Raw genomic sequence first — 17,385 nt, forward strand, 5'->3', positions numbered from 1 at the left:
GGAAACGGAATGCGGAACGCGGAATACGGAACGCGGAATTGCCGGTCGACCGAAAGTCGACCGGCAATTCCCTTTCCGAGGCCGTGGCGGGAATTGAACCCGCGTACATCGCTTTGCAGACGATTCCCTGAGCCACTCGGGCACACGGCCAGTGAATTCAGGATGGCGGACGGCCCGTGCGGGGTCAATGACGTTGTGTAAATTCTGTATGGCAAGGTGTGCTACCGTCGAAGTCGGTGGCTGATTTCCCCGCCACCCCGGACGAGCGCGTCGTACCCGGTGACGACAAGACGACGCAGTTCAGCGGCAATCCGGCCGCTGTGGACTGCGGAGGTACGGCCGTCATGGCTTGGCTCGTTCTGCTCGTCTCGGGTCTCCTGGAGACCGTCTGGGCGGTGGCCCTGGAATCGTCCAAGGGCTTCTCCCGCCTCGTTCCCAGCCTCGTCTTCGGCGTCGCGCTGCTGTTCAGCATGGGCGGGCTGGCCTACGCGATGCGCACCATCCCGATCGGCACCGGCTACGCGGTCTGGGTCGGCATCGGCGCGGTCGGCACCGCGCTCTACGGGATGGCCGTCCTGGGGGACGCGGTGACCATGGCCCGGATCGGCTGTCTGCTGCTGATCGTCTGCGGTGTGGTGGGGCTCAAGGTGCTGCACTGACGCCCGGTCCGGGGCCCGGTCCTAGGGCCTGCGACGGATCCGGTCAGGGACTGCGGTCAGGAGTCAACGGGGCAGTCGGCTCTTACGATGTTACGTATGACCACTGCCTCCCCCACCTCGGTCGACTCCCCCTCGATACCCTCCGGCCCCGTACCCTCCGAGCCTGACCCCGGCGGCGGGGTCATGAGCGGCCGCTTCCGGGCCCTGACGCTCGGGATCGTGTCGGTGGTCCTGGTGATCGCCTTCGAGGCGACCGCCGTCAACACCGCGATGCCGACCGCGGCCCGGCAGCTGAACGGCCTGGGGCTGTACGCCTTCGCGTTCTCCGGCTACTTCACCACCACGCTGTTCGCGCTGGTCGTCTCCGGCCAGTGGTGCGACCGGCGCGGCCCGCTGCAGCCGCTGTTCACCGGCATCGCGGTGTTCGGCGCGGGCCTGGTGGTGGCCGGGACGGCGCCGGGCATGTGGGTGTTCGTGGCCGGGCGGGCGATCCAGGGGCTGGGCGGCGGGCTGGTGATCGTCGCGCTCTACGTGGTGGTCGGCCGGGCCTATCCGGAGCGGCTGCGGCCGGCCGTGTTCGCCGCCTTCTCCTCGGCCTGGGTGCTGCCCTCGATCGTCGGGCCGCTGGTCTCCGGGGCCGTCACCCAGCACCTCGGCTGGCGCTGGGTGTTCCTGGCCGTGCCGGTGCTGATCCTGCTGCCGCTGGCCGTCATGGGCCCGGCGCTGGCCCGTTCCGAGCGGGAGCACCCGGTGCTCAAGGGCGCCGGGTTCGACCGCCGCCGCACCCTGCTGGCCGCGATGGCGGCGGTCGGCGCCGGTCTGCTGCAGTACGCCGGCCAGCGGCGGGACCTGGTCGGACTGGTCCCCGGGATCGCCGGGGCGGCGCTGCTGGCGCCGGCCGTCCTGGGGCTGCTGCCGAAGCGGACCCTGCGGGCCGGGCGCGGGCTGCCGACGGTGATCCTGCTGCGCGGGCTGGCGGCCGGGGCCTTCCTCGGGGCCGAGGCCTTCGTCCCGCTGATGATGACCACCCAGCGCGGCCTCTCGCCGACCCTGTCCGGGCTGACCCTGACCAGCGGCGGGCTCACCTGGGCGCTCGGCTCCTGGCTGCAGGGGCGCCCGGGGGCGGAGCGCTACCGGGAGGCGATGATCCGGGGCGGCTTCGTGCTGACCGCGGTGGCGATCGCGGCCGCCGCGCTGGTGCTGGTCCCGGCGGTGCCGGCCTGGATGGCCTCGGTGGCCTGGGGCGTCGGCGGCATCGGGATGGGGCTGACGGTCGCGAGCGTCAGCGTGCTGATGATGAAGCTCTCCGCGCCGGAGGACGCCGGGGCCAACTCGGCCGCGCTGCAGATGAGCGACGCGCTGGGCAACGTGCTGCTGACCGGCCTGGCCGGGGTGCTGTTCGCGGCGCTGGGCGGCGGGTCGCTCGCCGCCGCCCACGAGGGCGCCGGGGCGGACGGCTCGCCCGGCGCCTTCGCGGTGATCCTGCTGGTGATGGCCGCGGTGGCGGCGCTGGGGGCGCTGCTCGCAGGCCGGGTCCGGGCCCGGGCCTGACCGGGGGTCAGGACGCGGTGGCGGTGGGGGAGGGGGTCGGTGGCGCCGCCGGGGTGCCGAGGAAGGCCTCCCAGCCGCCGCTCGGGGACTGGCCCGGGCCGAGGCCCTGCAGCTTGCGCAGCACCGCCGGGTCCTGGGCGTCCAGCCAGTCCACCAGTTGGCGGAAGGAGACCAGCCGGACCTCCGGCTTGCCCGCGATCGACTTGAGCACGTCCTCGACGGCGTTCATGTAGATGCCGCCGTTCCACTCCTCGAAGTGGTTGCCGATGATGTACGGCGCCCGGTTGCTGTTGTAGGTGCGGTCGAAGCCCATCAGGTAGGAGTCCCGGGCCTGGGCCTGGAAGCCCGGGTAGAGCGCCGGGTCGGCCTTGGTGTTGGGGCCGCACTGGTTGAACATGATGTTGTAGTCCATCGACAGCACCTGGAAGGTGTGCCCGGGGAAGGGGATGGCCTGCAGCGGGAGGTCCCACAGCGCGCCGCCCTGGATCTTCTGCGGCCACACCTGGGTGCCGTTGCCGCTGCTGTCGTAGCGCCAGCCGCGCTTGACGGCGGTGGGCAGCAGGTTGCGCTGGCCCTCCAGGCAGGGGGTGCGGCTGCCGATCAGCTCCTTGCGGTAGTCGAAGGGCAGGGCCGGCAGGTCGGTGAAGCCGGTGTTGGTGCGCCAGCTCGTCACGAACTCCATCGCCTGCTGGATCTCGCTCTCCCACTCCTCCGGGGACCACGCGCCGACGCCGGTGGCGCCGCAGAAGTGGCCGTTGAAGTGGGTGCCGATCTCGTGGCCCTCCAGCCAGGCGGCGTGCACGTTCTCCAGGGTGTCGTGGATGTGCTGGTCGCTCAGGTAGCCGATCTCGGAGGCGCCGACCTTGTGCTGCGGCGGGCGGTACAGGTCCTTCTTGGACTCCGGCAGCAGGTAGAGGCCGCTGAGGAAGAAGGTCATCGAGGCGTTGTGCTCCTGGGCCAGCCGGCGGAAGCGGGCGAACAGCCCGTTGTCGAGCTCGCCGGCGCCGTCCCAGGAGAAGACCACGAACTGCGGGGGCCGCTGGCCCGGCTGGAGCCGGTCCGGCACGGGCTGGTGGGGCTGGGGGCCGGTGTCGGAGGTGGAGCCGTCGCCGAGCAGGACGGCCTGCGGCTTCTGCGGGACCGCGGCCGGGGTGGCGCTCTGCCCGTCGCCCGCCGGGGTGGTCGCCGCCGTGCCGCCGGCCGCGTGCTCCCCGCCCCCGCCGGCCCGGTCGCTGCCGCAGCCCGCCGCCAGGGTGGCGGCGGTGGCCGCTCCGGCGGCCAGCAGGGTTCGGCGGGAGAGCGCGTCCATGGTGACTCCGTTCATGAGGCGTACGGCAGGCGTGCGGTGCTCGGCAGGCGTGCGGCCGGTGGCGTGGGTGCGGTGCGCTGCGCGCGGAAGGGCGGTCGGCCCGGAGGGGGGAGGAGCCCCGTGACCGGGTCAGCATGGCATGTGGACCAGAACGGTCGAAGAGGCGCAGCGGACGGTCGTGATCGATCGCCCGATTGACGCAACCGAAAGGGCGGGCCAGAACGTCGAAGGTGTTCGGACGGGTGGGGGCGCCGCCCCCGAATGCGGAAGCGGAATGTCACGATCCGTGGCCGTCCGCCCACTCCGCGCAGGATCGGGGCCGTCATCCCTGCCGATCGGCGGGTGCGGATACGACCGTCGTGGGGACGTGCCTTAGGGTCCGATCCGATTGAATGAGTTCTCAGGAAACTCTCAGGAATGGGAGCCGGGCCGGCAGGAGGGAGCATCCGTGGGCGTCCAGCAGAGCAGCAGCCCCTGGCCGGGCACCCTGGCGGCCGGCGCCGCCCTCGTCCTCGGAGCCTGGCTGCTGCACGACGGCGGCTCGCCCGTGCTGCCGCCCGCGCCGAGCGGACAGTCGCTGTCGGGCTTCGCCCCGGTCTCCGTCGTCCCCCCGCTCGGCCCGTCCGCCCCGACCCGGATCCGCATCCCGGCCGTCCGCCTGGACGCCCCCGTCACCGAGCTGGGCCTGGACCCCGACGGCCACCTGCAGGCCCCGCCCGCGGCCGACCGCAACCTCGCGGGCTGGTACCGCGGCGGCGCCACCCCCGGCCAGCGGGGCACCGCCATCCTGGCGGGGCACGTCGACAACCAGGCCGGTCCGGCCGTCTTCTACCATCTGGGAGCGCTCCGCCGGGGCGACCGGATCGAGATCGCCCGCGCCGACGGCGCCACCGCCGTCTACCAGCTGTACGCCATCGAAGTGCACGACCGAAAGGACTTCCCGGACGACCGGGTCTACCGCCAGGCCGCCGACGCACAGCTGCGGGTGATCACCTGCGGCGGTGCGTACAGCGAGGAACACGGCTACGACGGGAACGTCGTCGCCTACGGATTCCTGGCCGACACCACACCTCCGGGCAAAGCCGCATGACCACGCTCACCCTCGCCACCCGCTGGAACCCGATCGACTGGCCGCTCACCCACGGCCCGATCCCGCACGCCGTCTTCGTCGCCGGCTGGGCGGCGCTGTTCGCGCTCGCCGTCGGCCGCGGCCGCAGCTGGTGGCGGGTCCGCCTGCCCGCCGCGCTGATCACCGCGGCGGCGCTCAGCCTGCTGCTGGGCGTCGTCGTCGACGACTGGTGGCACCCCTTCCCGGAGGGCACCCCCGAGTACGTCACCTGGTGGATAGCCGTCGCCCTGCTGGGCTTCTGCCTGGCGGGGTACCGGATGCGCCGGCTGTCCTGGCCGCGCCGGGGCCTGGCGCTCGGCCTCAGCGGGCTGGTCCTGCTGCTGGCCGCCTCCGAGGTGAACATCGGCTTCGGACAGTTCTCCAACGGCCGGATGATGCTGGCACCGTGGCTGACCAAGACCAACGGGCTGGTCGTCTCGAAGGTGGCGCAGACCCTCTCCGCCCGGCCGGAGCAGGTGCTGGAGGACGTCTGGCAGCCCCCGGCGGACCTGCCCGCGAAGGGCACCGTCTCGGTGGTGACGATCCCCGGCCCCAAATCGGGTTTCCGGGCCCGGGACGCGTACGTCTACCTCCCGCCCGCCTACCAGGCCACCCCGCGGCCGCTGCTGCCGGTGCTCGTGATGCTCCCCGGCCAGCCCGGCTCGCCGGGGGACTGGGTGCTCTCCGGCCAGATCAACGAGGCGATGGACGCGTTCGCGGCCGAGCACCACGGGCTGGCGCCGATCGTGGTGATGCCCGACCACCTCGGCTCGACCTGGGCCAACACCCTCTGCTTCGACTCGAAGATCGCCAAGGCGCAGACCTACCTCGCGGTGGACGTCCCCCGGTGGGTCCACCAGAACCTGCAGACCGCCACCGACCGCAAGGCCTGGGCGATCGGCGGAGCCTCGATGGGCGGCACCTGTGCCCTCCAGCTCGGGGTCAACGCGCCCGACGTGTACGGCAACGTGCTCGACATGTCCGGGCAGGAGGAGCCCACCCTGGGCACCCGCGAGCAGACCGTCAAGGCCGCCTTCGGCGGCGACGAGAGCAAGTTCGAGGCGGTCGACCCCGCCCACGTGATGGCCCGTCGGAAGTTCCCGGACACCAGCGTGGCGATGGTCGTCGGCGAGCACGACGACGAGTTCAGGCCGCAGATGGAGAAGGTCTACCAGCTTGTACAGGAGGCCGGTATGAAGGCGAAGTTCGAGTTGATGCCGGGACGTCACGGCTGGGTCGTCTTCCGTCCGGGCATCGTCCGGCAGATCCCGTGGCTGGCCCAGCAGACCGGGCTGACCCGGTGATCGGCACCGCGTCGCGCGTCGCCAGGGGGCGGGAGCGCGCGGAGGGGCGGGACGCGGAGAGCGCGCCGCCGCAGGACACCGACCTCGCCCCGGTCACCCCCACGCCGGAGGCCGGGCCGCAGCGGATCCGGCGGGCCGCCCGGGCGCTGCGCGACCGGCTGCGCTCCGCGCCGCTGACCATGGCGCTGCTCACCGGGCTCTGGGTGCTCGGCGCGGCCACCGGCAGCCTGTCCGGCGGGCCGTCCGGGCGGCTGCTCGCCAGTGTCGGCGTCGGCCTGCCCACCCTCGGCGACGGCCACTGGTGGACGCCGGTCAGCTCGATGCTCTGGTCCTCGGGGGTCGGCTCGTACGTCTTCACCAGCCTGCTGCTGCTCCTGGTCGGCCCGGCCGCCGAGCACCGGTTCGGCCGGCTGCGCACCCTCGCGCTGCTGGTCGGCGGGCAGGTGGCCGGCACCCTGCTGGGCACCGGGCTGGTCGCGTTCGGCTCCTCGGCCGGGGAGCAGTGGACCGCCTCGGTGGCCGACCAGACCTCGGTCGGGCCCGCCGTCGGCCTGTTCGCCCTGGCCGGGGTGCTCGGCTACCGGCTCACCGTGCTCTGGCGCCGCCGGCTGCACCTGCTGGTGCTGCTCGTCCCGCTGGTCATGACCCTGTACGTCGGCCACCTGCAGAGCGTCCAGCGCTGCGCGGGCGCGCTGCTCGGCCTCGGCCTGGGCGCGCTGCTCAGCCGCGGCCGGCCGTACCTGCGCGCCCACCGCTCCTCGCACGGCGAGACCCGGGTGCTGGTCGCGCTCTGCCTGGTCGCCGCCGCCTGCGGACCGCTGATCGCCTCGCTGTACGACAACGCCAGCGGGCCGTTCAACACCTTCTCCGAGCTGTACTTCTCGCACCGGCTCAGCCCCGACGAGGTGGCCGACTTCTGCTCCGTCTCGGTGCACGACTGCGCCCGGGCGCACGCCGTCGAGCGGATCTTCGACACCCCCGCCCGGCTGATGGCCGCGCTGTTCCCGGCCCTGCTGCTGGTGCTCGCCGAGGGGCTGCGCCGGGGCCTGCGGTTCGCCTGGCGGATCAGCGTCGCCACCGAGGTGCTCTGGGCCGCGCTGCTGGCCTGGCTGTACTTCGAGGCCGGGCCGGTCAGCGGGGACGCGGTGCAGTACTTCGTCGAGGCGATGCTGCTGCCGCTGCTGACCACCGTCCTGCTGCTGGCCACCCGGCAGCGGTTCCGGCTGCGGCTGACCGGCCGGGCGGTGCGCCGGCTGGCCGTCGTCGTCGGCGGGGCCGCGCTGGCCGCCGCGGCGACGTACGTGGGCGTCGGCCGGCTGGTGGCCGGGCAGTTCGAACCGGGCGCCGGTGTGCGCGGGCTGGTGAACGGGCTGCCCGCCCAGTTCCTCCCGCCCGCGTACAACGACCTGCTGCCGGACTACCCGATAGCGGTCGGCCCGGTGGCGCTCTTCCTGGAGACGTACTGCGGCCTGGCGTTCTGGATCGTCGCGCTGCTCGCCCTGCTGTCGGCGTTCCGCCGGCCGGTGCTGCACACCGACACGGCGGCGGCCGCCCGGGCCAGGGCGCTGCTCGCCGAGCACGGCGGCGGGACGCTGTCCTTCATCACTACCTGGGACGGCAACCACTACTGGTTCGACGAGCACGGCCGCACGGCCGTCGCCTACCGGGTGGTCGGCACCGTGGCGCTGACCACCGGTGACCCCTTCGGCGCCCCGGAGGAACGGGCCCGGGCGGTGGCCGGATTCGCCCGCTACTGCGACTCCCGCGGCTGGACGCCGTGCTTCTACAGCGTCTGCGCCGACACCAGGGCGGCGGCCGCCCAGCTGGGCTGGCGCTCGGTGCAGGTCGCCGAGGACACCGTGGTGCCGCTGCCCGAGCTGGCCTTCACCGGCCGCAAGTGGCAGGACATCCGCACCGCGCTGAACAAGGCCGGCAAGCAGGGCATCACCGCGGAGTGGTGGACCTACCAGGAGGCGCCGCTCGCGCTGCGCGACCAGATCCGGGCGATCTCCGAGGAGTGGGTCTCCGAGAAGGGCCTGCCCGAGATGGGCTTCACGCTCGGCGGGCTGGAGGAGCTGGACGACCCGGACGTGCGGGTGCTGATCGCGGTCGACCAGGACCGGGTGGTGCACGGGCTCACCAGCTGGATGCCGGTGTACGAGGACGGCGTGCCGGTCGGCTGGACGCTGGACTTCATGCGGCGGCGCTCGGACGGCTTCCGCGGCGTGAACGAGTTCCTGATCGCCTCGGCCGCGCTCGGCTTCAAGGGCGAGGGCGCCCGCTTCCTGTCGTTGTCCGGGGCACCGCTGGCCCGCGCCCGGCAGGATGAGGAGCCGGCCGGCCTGCAGCGGATGCTGGACTGGATGGGCCGGGTGCTGGAGCCGGTGTACGGCTTCCGCTCGCTGCTGGCGTTCAAGGCGAAGTTCCAGCCGGAGTACCGGCCGATGTACATGGCCTACCCCGACCCGGCCGCACTGCCCGGCATCACCAGGGCGATCGGCAAGGCCTACCTGCCGCACCTCACGGCGGCGCAGGGGGTCCGGCTGATGCGCAAGCTGTCCGGCTGAACCACCCGCTCCCTCCCCCCTCAGCCCAGCAGCTCGGCGAGGGCGCGGTCGGCGTCCAGGTGCAGGTGCTCCTCGCCCTCGGGGACGACCAGCCGGCTGCGCCACAGGAACCGGCGCAGGTCGGTGCTGTCGAACTGGAGCAGTGCGGTGCCCTCCGGGGCCCGCAGCTCGACCATGGTGCGCCGGCCGAGCGCGGGCCGGACGTGGACGTCGCCGGCGCCGGCCGGCAGCTCCAGGCCGGAGGAGAGCAGCTGGCGGGCGAACACCCAGACGATGTCCTCGCCGCCCCGGTCGTCCACGACGTCGTCCAGCGAGAACTCGGCCGGGAAGGCCATCCGGACCGCGAACGGGTCCTCCGGCAGGTACGAGAGGACCACGCGCAGCCGGGCGGAGCGGTGCGGGGAGAGGATCAGGCGGGCCTGGACGGTCTCTTCGACGGAGGAGTACAAGGGGGGTCCCTTCGTTCGGTGCGGGCCGCCCGACGGCAGGTGGGGTTGGGGCGGCCTCACCCTGGTGAGAGTCCCGGGGACAGCGGGGATTACCCGGTTTCACGGGTCATCCTACGTGACCTGCGTCACATCGATTTCCGGCCGCCCGGGCCCGGCGCGGGGCCGGGATGGGAGGCCCCGACGGCCCCGGGCCGGTAGGCTGGGCGGGTTGTCCGATCGCCGCCCGACCGCGGGACGGGGCCGCAAGACCGCCTCTGACCTGCGATGATCCCCCCTCGGAGACCGTGAGTACTGCCGCCGCCTCCTCGATGCCGCTGTTCTCCGACGCACCGGAGCAGCAGGACCCCGTCCGGGCCGCCGGCCACGCCGCGCCCGCCTCCTCCCACCACCTCTCCCCGGCCTTCCCCGGCCGCGCGCCCTGGGGCACCGCGGGCAAGCTGCGGGCCTGGCAGCAGGGTGCGCTGGACAAGTACATCGAGACCCAGCCGCGCGACTTCCTCGCGGTCGCCACCCCGGGCGCAGGCAAGACCACCTTCGCCCTCACCCTGGCCTCGTACCTGCTGCACAACCACCTGGTGCAGCAGGTGACGGTCATCGCACCGACCGAGCACCTGAAGAAGCAGTGGGCCGAGGCCGCCGCGCGGATAGGCATCCGGCTGGACCCGGCGTACTCCTCCGGTCCGCTCTCCCGGGACTACCACGGCATCGTGGTCACCTACGCGGGCGTCGGGGTCAACCCGATGCTGCACCGGAACCGGACCGAGGCCCGCAAGACCCTCGTGATCATGGACGAGATCCACCACGCCGGTGACTCCAAGTCCTGGGGCGAGGCCTGCTTCGAGGCCTTCGAACCGGCCACCCGCCGACTGGCGCTGACCGGGACGCCGTTCCGCTCCGACACCAACCCGATCCCCTTCGTGGCCTACGACGCGGGCAGCGACGGGATCCGCAAGTCCATCGCCGACTACACCTACGGCTACGGGCACGCGCTCGCCGACCACGTCGTCCGCCCGGTGATCTTCCTCAGCTACAGCGGCAACATGCGCTGGCGCACCAAGTCCGGCGACGAGCTGGAGGCCCGGCTCGGCGAGCCGATGACCAAGGACCTGATCGCCCAGGCCTGGCGCACCGCGCTGTCCCCGCAGGGCGAGTGGATCCCCTCCGTCCTCCAGGCCGCCGACCGGCGCCTCACCGAGGTCCGCAAGGCGATCCCGGACGCCGGCGGCCTGGTGATCGCCACCGACCAGAACGTGGCCCGCGCGTACGCCAAGATGCTGCGCGAGATCAGCGGCGAGAAGGTCACCCTGGTCCTCTCCGACGAGACCGAGGCCTCGAAGCGGATCTCCGACTTCGCGGAGGGCACCTCGCGCTGGATGGTCGCCGTCCGCATGGTGTCCGAGGGCGTCGACGTGCCCCGGCTGTGCGTCGGGGTCTACGCCACCTCGATCTCCACCCCGCTGTTCTTCGCCCAGGCCGTCGGCCGCTTCGTGCGCGCCCGCAAGCGCGGCGAGACCGCCTCGGTGTTCCTGCCCACCATCCCGATGCTGCTGGGCTTCGCCAACGAGATGGAGCTCCAGCGCGACCACGTGCTGGACCGGCCGAAGAAGGAGGGCGACGGCCTCTTCGACGAGGAGGACCGGCTGCTCGCCGAGGCCGAGCGCGCCAACGACGGGCCGGACGGCGCCGGCGGCGACGAGTTCTCCTACGAGGCGCTGGGCTCCGAGGCGGTCTTCGACCGGGTGCTCTACAACGCCATGGAATTCGGCATGCAGGCCCACCCGGGGAGCGAGGAGGAGGAGGACTACCTCGGCATCCCGGGCCTGCTGGAGCCGGACCAGGTGCAGATGCTGCTGCAGAAGCGCCAGCACCGGCAGATCCAGCGCAGCAAGACCAAGCCCGCCGAGGAGGCCGACCTGCTGGAGCTGCCGGCCGAGCAGCGGCCGGTGGTCACCCACCAGGAGCTGCGGGAGCTGCGCAAGGAGCTGAACGCGCTGGTCGCCGCCTGGCACCACCGCACCAACCAGCCGCACGGCACGGTCCACAACGAGCTGCGCCGCCAGTGCGGCGGGCCGCTGACCGCCCAGGCCACCGCCAACCAGCTGAAGGCGCGGATCGCCAAGATCCGGGAGTGGGCGAAGTAGCGAACTGCAGTAACGGTCCGGCAGGCGGGTCCGGTTCGGCCACGGCCGGACCGGACCCGCCCCCGTTCCGCCGGGAGTGTCCGGACATCGGACCGGAGGCGGGCCGAGGCCCCGGCCGGGGCGGTGGATCGACGGGGTTTGTCCGGAATTCCCGGCGGCGCAGATGACGATCACGACCGAATTTTGGACAACCACTTCCGTCGCGGGAATTCCTTCACTACCTTTCCCCCACGCTCTTCCGCCGGGCAACCCCCGCGGGACGGGCTCCGCAGGACCGTGCGGTCGTCAAGGACGACGCCGCACGGCCCGAGCGCGGCCACCCCCACCTGCGCGCGACACCGACCTCCTGGCTCGGCGCCGCACGCCCCGCGAGCGCCGCGGAAAGGACTGCCCGTCGTGACAGCCGAGACCTCCCAGACGTTGGACCGCGGCGTCCGCGTCCTCAAACTCCTCGCCGACTCCGAGCGCGGGCTCACCGTCACCGAGCTGGCCGCCCGGCTGGCCGTCAACCGCACCGTGGTCTACCGGCTGCTCGCCACCCTGGAGCAGCACGGCCTGGTCCGCCGCGACATCGGCGGCCGCGCCCGGGTGGGCCTCGGCGTGCTGCGACTGGCCCACCGGGTGCACCCGCTGCTGCGCGAGGCCGCGCTGCCCGCCCTGCGCAGCCTCGCCGAGGACCTCGGCGCCACCGCCCACCTGACCCTGGTGGACGGCAGCGAGGCGCTGGCCGTCGCCGTGGTCGAGCCCAGCTGGACCGACTTCCACGTCGCCTACCGCACCGGCCTGCGCCACCCGCTCGGCGAGAGCGCGGCCGGCCGGGCGATCCTGGAGGCCCGCACCTTCCCCAGCCAGCGCCGGCCCGAACAGGGCTTCGTCATCACCCGTGCGGAGGAGCAGTCCGGGGCCAGCGGGGCCGCCGCCGCGCTGCTCGGGCTGAGCGGCATCGAGGGCAGCGTCGGCGTGGTGATGCTCAACGGGCTGGTGCCCGAGCGGGTCGGACCCCGGGTGGTGGAGGCGGCCACCGAGGTGGCCGACGCGCTGAGGTAGCGCCTGGGCCAGGGCGTCCGCGAGTGGCCCCTTCGCCCTGGAGGCGAGCGGGCGAGTAGCAGCGTGTGTTTGGATTCCCCTTGTGTCCGACACCAAGCTGCCCAAGGCCCTCCCGTCCCCGCGGACCCGCTCGCTCGCGCTCTGCGGCGTCCTGGTCGCCGCGCTGTTCGGCGTGGCGGCCTTCGTCCCGCTGCCGTACACGATCACCTGGCCGGGCCTGACCGCGGACACCCTCGGCAGCTACCAGGACCGGCCGGTGCTCACCATCACCGGGGCACCGCTGCGCAGCACCTCGGGCGAGCTGCGGATGGTCACCATCTCGGCCACCAACCCGGGGCAGAGGACCACGTTCTGGCGGGCGATGCGGGCCTGGTTCGACCCGAAGGAGGCCGTCCGGCCGACCGAGACGGTCTACCCGCAGAGCAACCCGGTCAAGGCCGAGGAGGTGACGGCCCAGCAGATGGCCGAGTCCCAGGACAGCGCCACCACGGCCGCGCTCGGCTACCTCCACCTCTCGCCGGCCCAGGTGAAGGTCAAGGTCGACCTCGGTGACGTGGGCGGCCCGAGCGCCGGACAGATGCTGGCGCTGGGCATCGTCGACAAGCTCGCCGGCGACGGCAAGGGCGGCGACCTCACCGGCGGGCTCAGGATCGCCGGCACCGGCACCATCGACAACGACGGCACGGTCGGCCCGGTGGGCGGCGTCCCGCTGAAGACCCAGGCCGCGGCCCGGGACGGCGCGACGGTGTTCCTGCTCCCCAAGGAGGAGTGCACGGACGCCAAGGTGAACACCCCCAAGACGCTGCGGCTGGTGCCGGTGGGCACGCTCGCCGAGTCGGTCGCGGCGCTGGACGCGCTGAAGAGCGGCGGCAGCGTCCCCAGCTGCTGACCGGGCGGGCGGTCCGGCATCCTGACGTTCCGGGGCGCCCTACTCGGCGGCCGCCTGGTCCACCAGCGGCAGGATCCGGTACGGCACCGGGTTCTCCAGCACGATCGCGGTGGAGGAGCGGACGATCCCGTCGAAGCCCACCACCCGGTCGATCACCCGCTGGAGGTCCGCGTTGGAGCGGGCCACGATCCGCACCAGCATGTCGCCGATCCCGGTGATGGTGTGCAGCTCCAGCACCTCCGGCACCCGTGCCAGGTGCGCGCGCACGTCCGCGCCCTGGCCCTGGGAGATCTCCAGGGTGGCGAAGGCCGTCACCGGGTAGCCGATCGCCGCCGGGTCCACCTCCGGGCCGAACCCGCCGATCACCCCCTTGGCCTGCAGCCGGTCCAGCCGGGCCTGCACGGTGCCGCGGGCGACCTGGAGCCGGCGCGAGCACTCCAGCACGCCGATCCGGGGCTCCTCCGCGAGCAGCCGGATCAGCCGGCCGTCCAGGGCGTCGATGGTGTCGTTCTGGGTGGCGGGGGCGGCCGGGGTGGCCGGGGTGCTCTGCGGGCCGGACGGTTCTTGGGAGTTGGGGGAGCCGGGGGAGCTGGGGGCGTGGGCGGGGGGCATCGCGGCTCGGTCCTCCGGTGGGCATTCTGTACAGCGGTGCCGCCGATTCTCCTGCTCCGGGGCGCAGCTTGACCAGGATGAAACGGAACAGTTGCGCGGCGGTCGGCCCGGCGCCACCCTCCAGCCACGATCCCGTGCCCCGGGCCCCACCCCGGGTGCCGGGTGGTCCGTACGCCTACCGGGAGGGCCGTCATGACCGACACCGCCGCCGAAACCGTCCTGCTCGCCGCGGGCCCGGCCGGGGGGCCGGAGGACCCGGGGCCGCTGCCGACGGGCCGCGCCGACGCGGTGGTCTTCGTGGTCGCGGACGCGGAACGGGCGGCCCGCCGCTACCGGGCGGCGCTCGGGCTGCGCTGCACCGCGTACGCCGGGCCGGAGACCGGCGACCCGGAGGCGGTCTCGTACGTGCTGGCCGGGCCCGGGACGCGGATCGTGCTCACCTCGCCGGTGCAGGTGATCGGCCCGCGCGGCCGGGAGCTGGCGGCGCACCTGGACCGGTACGGGGACGGGGTGCTGGACCTCGCGGTGGGCGTGCCGGACGTCCACTACGCGTACGACTACGCCGTGGACCGGGGCGCACTGTCGCTGGCCGAGCCGTACGAGGTGCGGGACCGGTTCGGCTCGGTGGTGCTGGCCACCATCGCGGTGCCGGGCGGCTCGCGGCACACCCTGGTCGACCGGGCGGGGTACGCGGGGCCGTACCTGCCGGGGTACGAGCCCTTCGCCGGGTGGTGACCGCGGTGGGGGCGCGGGCCGTGGTGGCGTTCTCGGCGCGCGCGGCGGCGGGTCAGCGGATCGCCGTCTCCACGATCGGCGGGTGGCCGTTCCAGGAGACGAAGACCGAGTTGGCCTGGTTGTCCTTGGTGAAGTCCACCCGCATCCACTGGTCGCCGTTCCAGACCTGCATCTGCCAGCCCGGGTCCGGGGTGGCGGAGACCAGCGAGGCGCTGTCGGCGCGGATGTCCAGGGCGACCCGGCCGCCGGGGATCGGGTAGCTCTTCACCGTGGACGTGGCGGTGGTGGGCTTCCGGGTCGGCGGGGCCGTCGGGGTGCCGGCCGGGGCGTGCGCGGGGGTGGCGCCGCCCGCGGTCGGGGTCGTGGTCGGGGTCGTGCTCGGGGAGACCGGCGGGGCCGGGGCGTCGGTGGTCGGCGCGCGGCCGGGGGCGGCGGTCACGCCGAACGGGGTGCCGTCGGCCTTCGGGGAGGGCAGCGGCAGCGCGGTGGGCCGCTCGGACGCGGCTCCGGCGAGCACGGCGTGCACGCCGAGCCAGGACAGCGCCACCGCCGCCCCGGTGGCGGCCGCCCAGGCACAGAGCTGTACCAGTCCGTTCCGCATCGTCCGCACATCCTGCCGTATTTCCCGGTGGGCGGGGACGGGCCCTGCACGGGCGGGAGTTGCACCGTGTCCGGAGCCCGTCCGGACCCACCCCCGAGGTACAGACCACTGCCCGCTGATGGCGTACCGTGCAGGGCCATGGCAACAGTGCTCGTGGTCGAGGACGACCCCTTCGTACGTTCCGCACTCATCCGCCACCTGACCGACACCGGTCACGCGGTCCGCAGTGTGGGCACGGCCCTGGAGGCGCTGCGGGAGGTCGCCCAGGTCGGCTGCGACCTGGTGATCCTCGACCTGGGCCTGCCCGACCTGGACGGCAGCGAGGCGCTCAAGATGATCCGGGGGCTGACCAACGTCCCGGTGATCATCTCGACCGCGCGGGACGACGAGGCCGAGATCGTCCGACTGCTCAACGACGGCGCCGACGACTACCTGGTGAAACCTTTCTCCGGGGAGCACCTCAGCGCCCGGATGGCCGCCGTGCTGCGCCGCCTCGGCAGCGGCGCCGCCCCCGTCGCCCAGGTGCTGCGGGTCGGCGGACTGGCCATCGACGTCCAGCGGCGCGAGGCCGTCCTGGACGGGCGGCTGCTCGACCTGACCCGCCGTGAGTTCGACCTGCTCGCCTTCCTGGCCGCCCGGCCCGGCGTGGTCGTACCGCGCAAGGAGATCCTTGCCGAGGTCTGGCAGCAGACCTACGGGGGCGACCAGACCATCGACGTCCACCTCTCCTGGCTGCGTCGCAAGCTCGGCGAGACCGCCTCCAACCCCCGCTACCTGCACACCGTCCGGGGCGTCGGAGTCCGGCTGGAGGCGACCGCGGACCCGGCAGGCCCGGCCGGCCCGGCGGAGCACCGGACATGAAGCGGTTCGCGCACTCGCTCCGCTGGGCCCTGATCAAAGCCGCGGTGGCCGGGACCACCATGGTCGCGCTGGCCTTCCTCATCCCGCTCGGCCTGATGGTCCAACAGACCGCCCGGGACCGGGCGTTCACCGCCGCCGAGCGGCAGGCCGCGGCCCTCGGCCCGGCCCTGGCGATCACCACCGACCAGGACGCCATCAACCGGGCGCTGGCCAGCACCGACGCGGGGGCCCAGGGGCGGATGGCGGTGCACCTGCCGGTGCCCGCCGGGGCGCCGGCCGCCGGGGACTCCGCGGCGCCGGGCGGCCCGACCATCGGGGAGGGGCGCGCCGCGGCGGCGGACGTGGCCACGGCCGGCGGCCAGGGCCGGGCCTTCACCGTCGCGGTGCCCGGCGGCTACGCGTTGCTCCAGCCGGTCGCGGTGGACACCGGGCGGACCGCAGTGGTCGAGGTGTTCGTCGCCGAGAGCGACCTCACCCGGGGCGTCTCCACCGCCTGGCTGGTGCTCTCCGCGGTCGCGCTCGGCCTGGTCGCCCTCTCGGTGCTGGTCGCCGACCGGATGGGCGGCCGGATCGTCGCCTCCGCCCGCCGGCTCGCCACCGCCGCCCGCTCGCTCGGCGCCGGGAACCTCGCGGTGCGCGTCCCGGTCGCGGGCAAGCAGGTCGACGGCAGCCCCGAGGAACTGCGCGAAGCCGCCCACGCGTTCAACGCCATGGCCGACCGGGTCGTCCAACTCCTCGCGGCGGAACGTGAGTTGGCCGCCGATCTGTCGCACCGGCTGCGCACCCCGCTGACCGTGCTGCGGCTCAACGCCGCCTCGCTCGGCGACGGCGACGCGGCCGACGCCACCCGGCACGCGGTCGCCCAACTGGAGCGCGAGGTCGACCAGATCATCCGCTCCGCCCGCCGCGCCCCCGAGGACGCGCCCGCCGTCGCGGTCGGCTGCGACGCCGCCGAGGTGATCCGCGAACGGGTCGGCTTCTGGTCCGCGCTGGCCGAGGACGAGGGCCGCCGCTGGCAGTTGGCCGGCGCCGAACGGCCCGCACCCGTCCCCGTCCAGCGCGGCGACCTGGCCGCCGCCGTCGACGCCCTGCTCGGCAACGTCTTCCGGCACACCGTCGTCGGCACCGCCTTCTCGGTGGACGTGCTGGCCACCGAATCCTCGGTGATCGTGCTGGTCGGCGACGCAGGCCCCGGCTACAGCGACCCGGCCGCCGCCCTCAAGCGCGGCGAGGGCCACGGCGGGGAGGGCTCCACCGGCCTCGGGCTGGACATCGTCCGCAAGCTCGCCGAGTCCACCGGCGGGGACCTCGCACTCGGCCGCTCCGCCGTGCTCGGCGGCGCGGAGACCAGGCTGCGGCTGCGCACCCGCCCGGCGGAGGGCCCGCCCGCCCGGGCCGGCCGGCGGCGGGCGCGGGGCGCGCTGTTCCCGAGGTGACGGTGAGTCGGGGGCGGTCGTGCGGCCCCTCCCGTTCGGGCCCCTCCCGTGCGGGGCTCTTCCTTAACTGCGGCCTAAGGGACCTTCACCCCTCGCTCAGCCCGCGGCTCGCGGCC

The 17,385-nt window shown here is 73.8% G+C and carries 15 protein-coding genes, 1 tRNA gene and 1 riboswitch; of the genes, 11 read left to right on the plus strand and 5 right to left on the minus strand.

What is annotated here, in order from left to right:
• Positions 1 to 78: 78 nt before the first annotated feature.
• Positions 79 to 150 (minus strand) — tRNA-Cys (locus ACFVXG_RS23640).
• An 83-nt stretch (positions 151 to 233) separates the two neighbouring features.
• Positions 234 to 300: riboswitch (guanidine-III (ykkC-III) riboswitch) on the plus strand.
• A gap of 44 nt (positions 301 to 344) precedes the next feature.
• Here ACFVXG_RS23640 and ACFVXG_RS23645 point away from each other — a divergent pair.
• Both ACFVXG_RS23645 and ACFVXG_RS23650 read left to right on the plus strand, forming a co-directional pair.
• Entirely contained in the window at positions 345 to 659 is a 315-nt protein-coding gene (locus ACFVXG_RS23645; RefSeq protein WP_387930381.1) for a DMT family transporter, read from the plus strand.
• A gap of 96 nt (positions 660 to 755) precedes the next feature.
• The gene (locus ACFVXG_RS23650) at positions 756 to 2,210 is read left to right on the plus strand and encodes an MFS transporter (protein WP_387930382.1); all 1,455 of its coding nucleotides are present in this window, start codon (positions 756 to 758) and stop codon (positions 2,208 to 2,210) included.
• Between the two features lie 7 nt (positions 2,211 to 2,217).
• Here the strand turns inward: ACFVXG_RS23650 and ACFVXG_RS23655 are convergent, their stop codons facing one another.
• Positions 2,218 to 3,519 carry a hypothetical protein gene (locus ACFVXG_RS23655; RefSeq protein ID WP_387930499.1) on the minus strand — a complete coding sequence of 434 codons (1,302 nt, stop codon included), beginning with the start codon at positions 3,517 to 3,519 and terminating at the stop codon, positions 2,218 to 2,220.
• Positions 3,520 to 3,967: 448 nt separating this feature from the next.
• On the opposite strand from ACFVXG_RS23655, the gene ACFVXG_RS23660 reads away from it, so the two are divergent.
• From ACFVXG_RS23660 to ACFVXG_RS23670, 3 genes are read left to right on the plus strand one after another with little or no spacing between them, the layout of a single operon-like run.
• Positions 3,968 to 4,609: a class F sortase gene (locus tag ACFVXG_RS23660; protein WP_387930383.1), complete on the plus strand. Its 642-nt coding sequence runs from the start codon at positions 3,968 to 3,970 to the stop codon at positions 4,607 to 4,609.
• Positions 4,606 to 5,931, plus strand: coding sequence for an alpha/beta hydrolase-fold protein (locus ACFVXG_RS23665; RefSeq protein ID WP_387930384.1), 1,326 nt, complete (start codon positions 4,606 to 4,608; stop codon positions 5,929 to 5,931). Before ACFVXG_RS23660 ends, ACFVXG_RS23665 begins: the two co-directional genes overlap by 4 nt.
• Positions 5,928 to 8,498: a rhomboid family intramembrane serine protease gene (locus tag ACFVXG_RS23670; protein ID WP_387930385.1), complete on the plus strand. Its 2,571-nt coding sequence runs from the start codon at positions 5,928 to 5,930 to the stop codon at positions 8,496 to 8,498. Before ACFVXG_RS23665 ends, ACFVXG_RS23670 begins: the two co-directional genes overlap by 4 nt.
• Positions 8,499 to 8,518: 20 nt before the next feature.
• Here the strand turns inward: ACFVXG_RS23670 and ACFVXG_RS23675 are convergent, their stop codons facing one another.
• Positions 8,519 to 8,947: an SsgA family sporulation/cell division regulator gene (locus tag ACFVXG_RS23675; RefSeq protein ID WP_387930386.1), complete on the minus strand. Its 429-nt coding sequence runs from the start codon at positions 8,945 to 8,947 to the stop codon at positions 8,519 to 8,521.
• A 308-nt stretch (positions 8,948 to 9,255) separates the two neighbouring features.
• Here ACFVXG_RS23675 and ACFVXG_RS23680 point away from each other — a divergent pair, with 308 nt between their 5' ends.
• From ACFVXG_RS23680 to ACFVXG_RS23690, 3 genes are all read left to right on the plus strand, one after another.
• Positions 9,256 to 11,088 carry a DEAD/DEAH box helicase gene (locus tag ACFVXG_RS23680; RefSeq protein WP_387930500.1) on the plus strand — a complete coding sequence of 611 codons (1,833 nt, stop codon included), beginning with the start codon at positions 9,256 to 9,258 and terminating at the stop codon, positions 11,086 to 11,088.
• A 396-nt stretch (positions 11,089 to 11,484) separates the two neighbouring features.
• On the plus strand, positions 11,485 to 12,135 hold the full coding sequence (locus ACFVXG_RS23685; RefSeq protein ID WP_350504754.1) for a helix-turn-helix domain-containing protein: 651 nt from the start codon (positions 11,485 to 11,487) through the stop codon (positions 12,133 to 12,135).
• 82 nt (positions 12,136 to 12,217) lie between these two features.
• Positions 12,218 to 13,024: a S16 family serine protease gene (locus tag ACFVXG_RS23690; protein WP_387930387.1), complete on the plus strand. Its 807-nt coding sequence runs from the start codon at positions 12,218 to 12,220 to the stop codon at positions 13,022 to 13,024.
• A gap of 39 nt (positions 13,025 to 13,063) precedes the next feature.
• Here the strand turns inward: ACFVXG_RS23690 and ACFVXG_RS23695 are convergent, their stop codons facing one another.
• Positions 13,064 to 13,636 carry an Lrp/AsnC family transcriptional regulator gene (locus tag ACFVXG_RS23695; protein WP_387930388.1) on the minus strand — a complete coding sequence of 191 codons (573 nt, stop codon included), beginning with the start codon at positions 13,634 to 13,636 and terminating at the stop codon, positions 13,064 to 13,066.
• Between the two features lie 192 nt (positions 13,637 to 13,828).
• Here ACFVXG_RS23695 and ACFVXG_RS23700 point away from each other — a divergent pair, with 192 nt between their 5' ends.
• The gene (locus ACFVXG_RS23700; RefSeq protein WP_387930389.1) at positions 13,829 to 14,371 is read left to right on the plus strand and encodes a VOC family protein; all 543 of its coding nucleotides are present in this window, start codon (positions 13,829 to 13,831) and stop codon (positions 14,369 to 14,371) included.
• 52 nt (positions 14,372 to 14,423) lie between these two features.
• On the opposite strand, the gene ACFVXG_RS23705 is transcribed toward ACFVXG_RS23700, so the two are convergent.
• The gene (locus ACFVXG_RS23705; RefSeq protein WP_387930390.1) at positions 14,424 to 14,972 is read right to left on the minus strand and encodes a hypothetical protein; all 549 of its coding nucleotides are present in this window, start codon (positions 14,970 to 14,972) and stop codon (positions 14,424 to 14,426) included.
• Between the two features lie 138 nt (positions 14,973 to 15,110).
• Between ACFVXG_RS23705 and ACFVXG_RS23710 the strand changes: the two genes are divergently transcribed.
• Positions 15,111 to 15,833 (plus strand): response regulator transcription factor, encoded by a 723-nt coding sequence (locus tag ACFVXG_RS23710; RefSeq protein ID WP_387930391.1) that lies wholly within the window; start codon positions 15,111 to 15,113, stop codon positions 15,831 to 15,833.
• A complete protein-coding gene (locus ACFVXG_RS23715; protein WP_387930392.1) occupies positions 15,830 to 17,269 on the plus strand; it encodes a sensor histidine kinase in 1,440 nt (479 codons plus the stop codon). Before ACFVXG_RS23710 ends, ACFVXG_RS23715 begins: the two co-directional genes overlap by 4 nt.
• Positions 17,270 to 17,385: the final 116 nt, after the last annotated feature.

This window comes from Kitasatospora sp. NPDC058162 (assembly GCF_042884005.1).
In the GTDB taxonomy this organism is placed as follows: Bacteria; Actinomycetota; Actinomycetes; order Streptomycetales; family Streptomycetaceae; genus Kitasatospora.

Bases quoted from the DNA above. Each gene is read 5' to 3' on its own strand.
- ACFVXG_RS23680 (WP_387930500.1), top strand. From the start codon at position 9,256: ATGCCGCTGTTCTCCGACGCACCGGAGCAGCAGGACCCCGTCCGGGCC.
- ACFVXG_RS23655 (WP_387930499.1), bottom strand. From the start codon at position 3,519: ATGGACGCGCTCTCCCGCCGAACCCTGCTGGCCGCCGGAGCGGCCACC.
- ACFVXG_RS23710 (WP_387930391.1), top strand. From the start codon at position 15,111: ATGGCAACAGTGCTCGTGGTCGAGGACGACCCCTTCGTACGTTCCGCA.
- ACFVXG_RS23645 (WP_387930381.1), top strand. From the start codon at position 345: ATGGCTTGGCTCGTTCTGCTCGTCTCGGGTCTCCTGGAGACCGTCTGG.
- ACFVXG_RS23700 (WP_387930389.1), top strand. From the start codon at position 13,829: ATGACCGACACCGCCGCCGAAACCGTCCTGCTCGCCGCGGGCCCGGCC.
- ACFVXG_RS23695 (WP_387930388.1), bottom strand. From the start codon at position 13,636: ATGCCCCCCGCCCACGCCCCCAGCTCCCCCGGCTCCCCCAACTCCCAA.
- ACFVXG_RS23715 (WP_387930392.1), top strand. From the start codon at position 15,830: ATGAAGCGGTTCGCGCACTCGCTCCGCTGGGCCCTGATCAAAGCCGCG.
- ACFVXG_RS23650 (WP_387930382.1), top strand. From the start codon at position 756: ATGACCACTGCCTCCCCCACCTCGGTCGACTCCCCCTCGATACCCTCC.
- ACFVXG_RS23705 (WP_387930390.1), bottom strand. From the start codon at position 14,972: ATGCGGAACGGACTGGTACAGCTCTGTGCCTGGGCGGCCGCCACCGGG.
- ACFVXG_RS23665 (WP_387930384.1), top strand. From the start codon at position 4,606: ATGACCACGCTCACCCTCGCCACCCGCTGGAACCCGATCGACTGGCCG.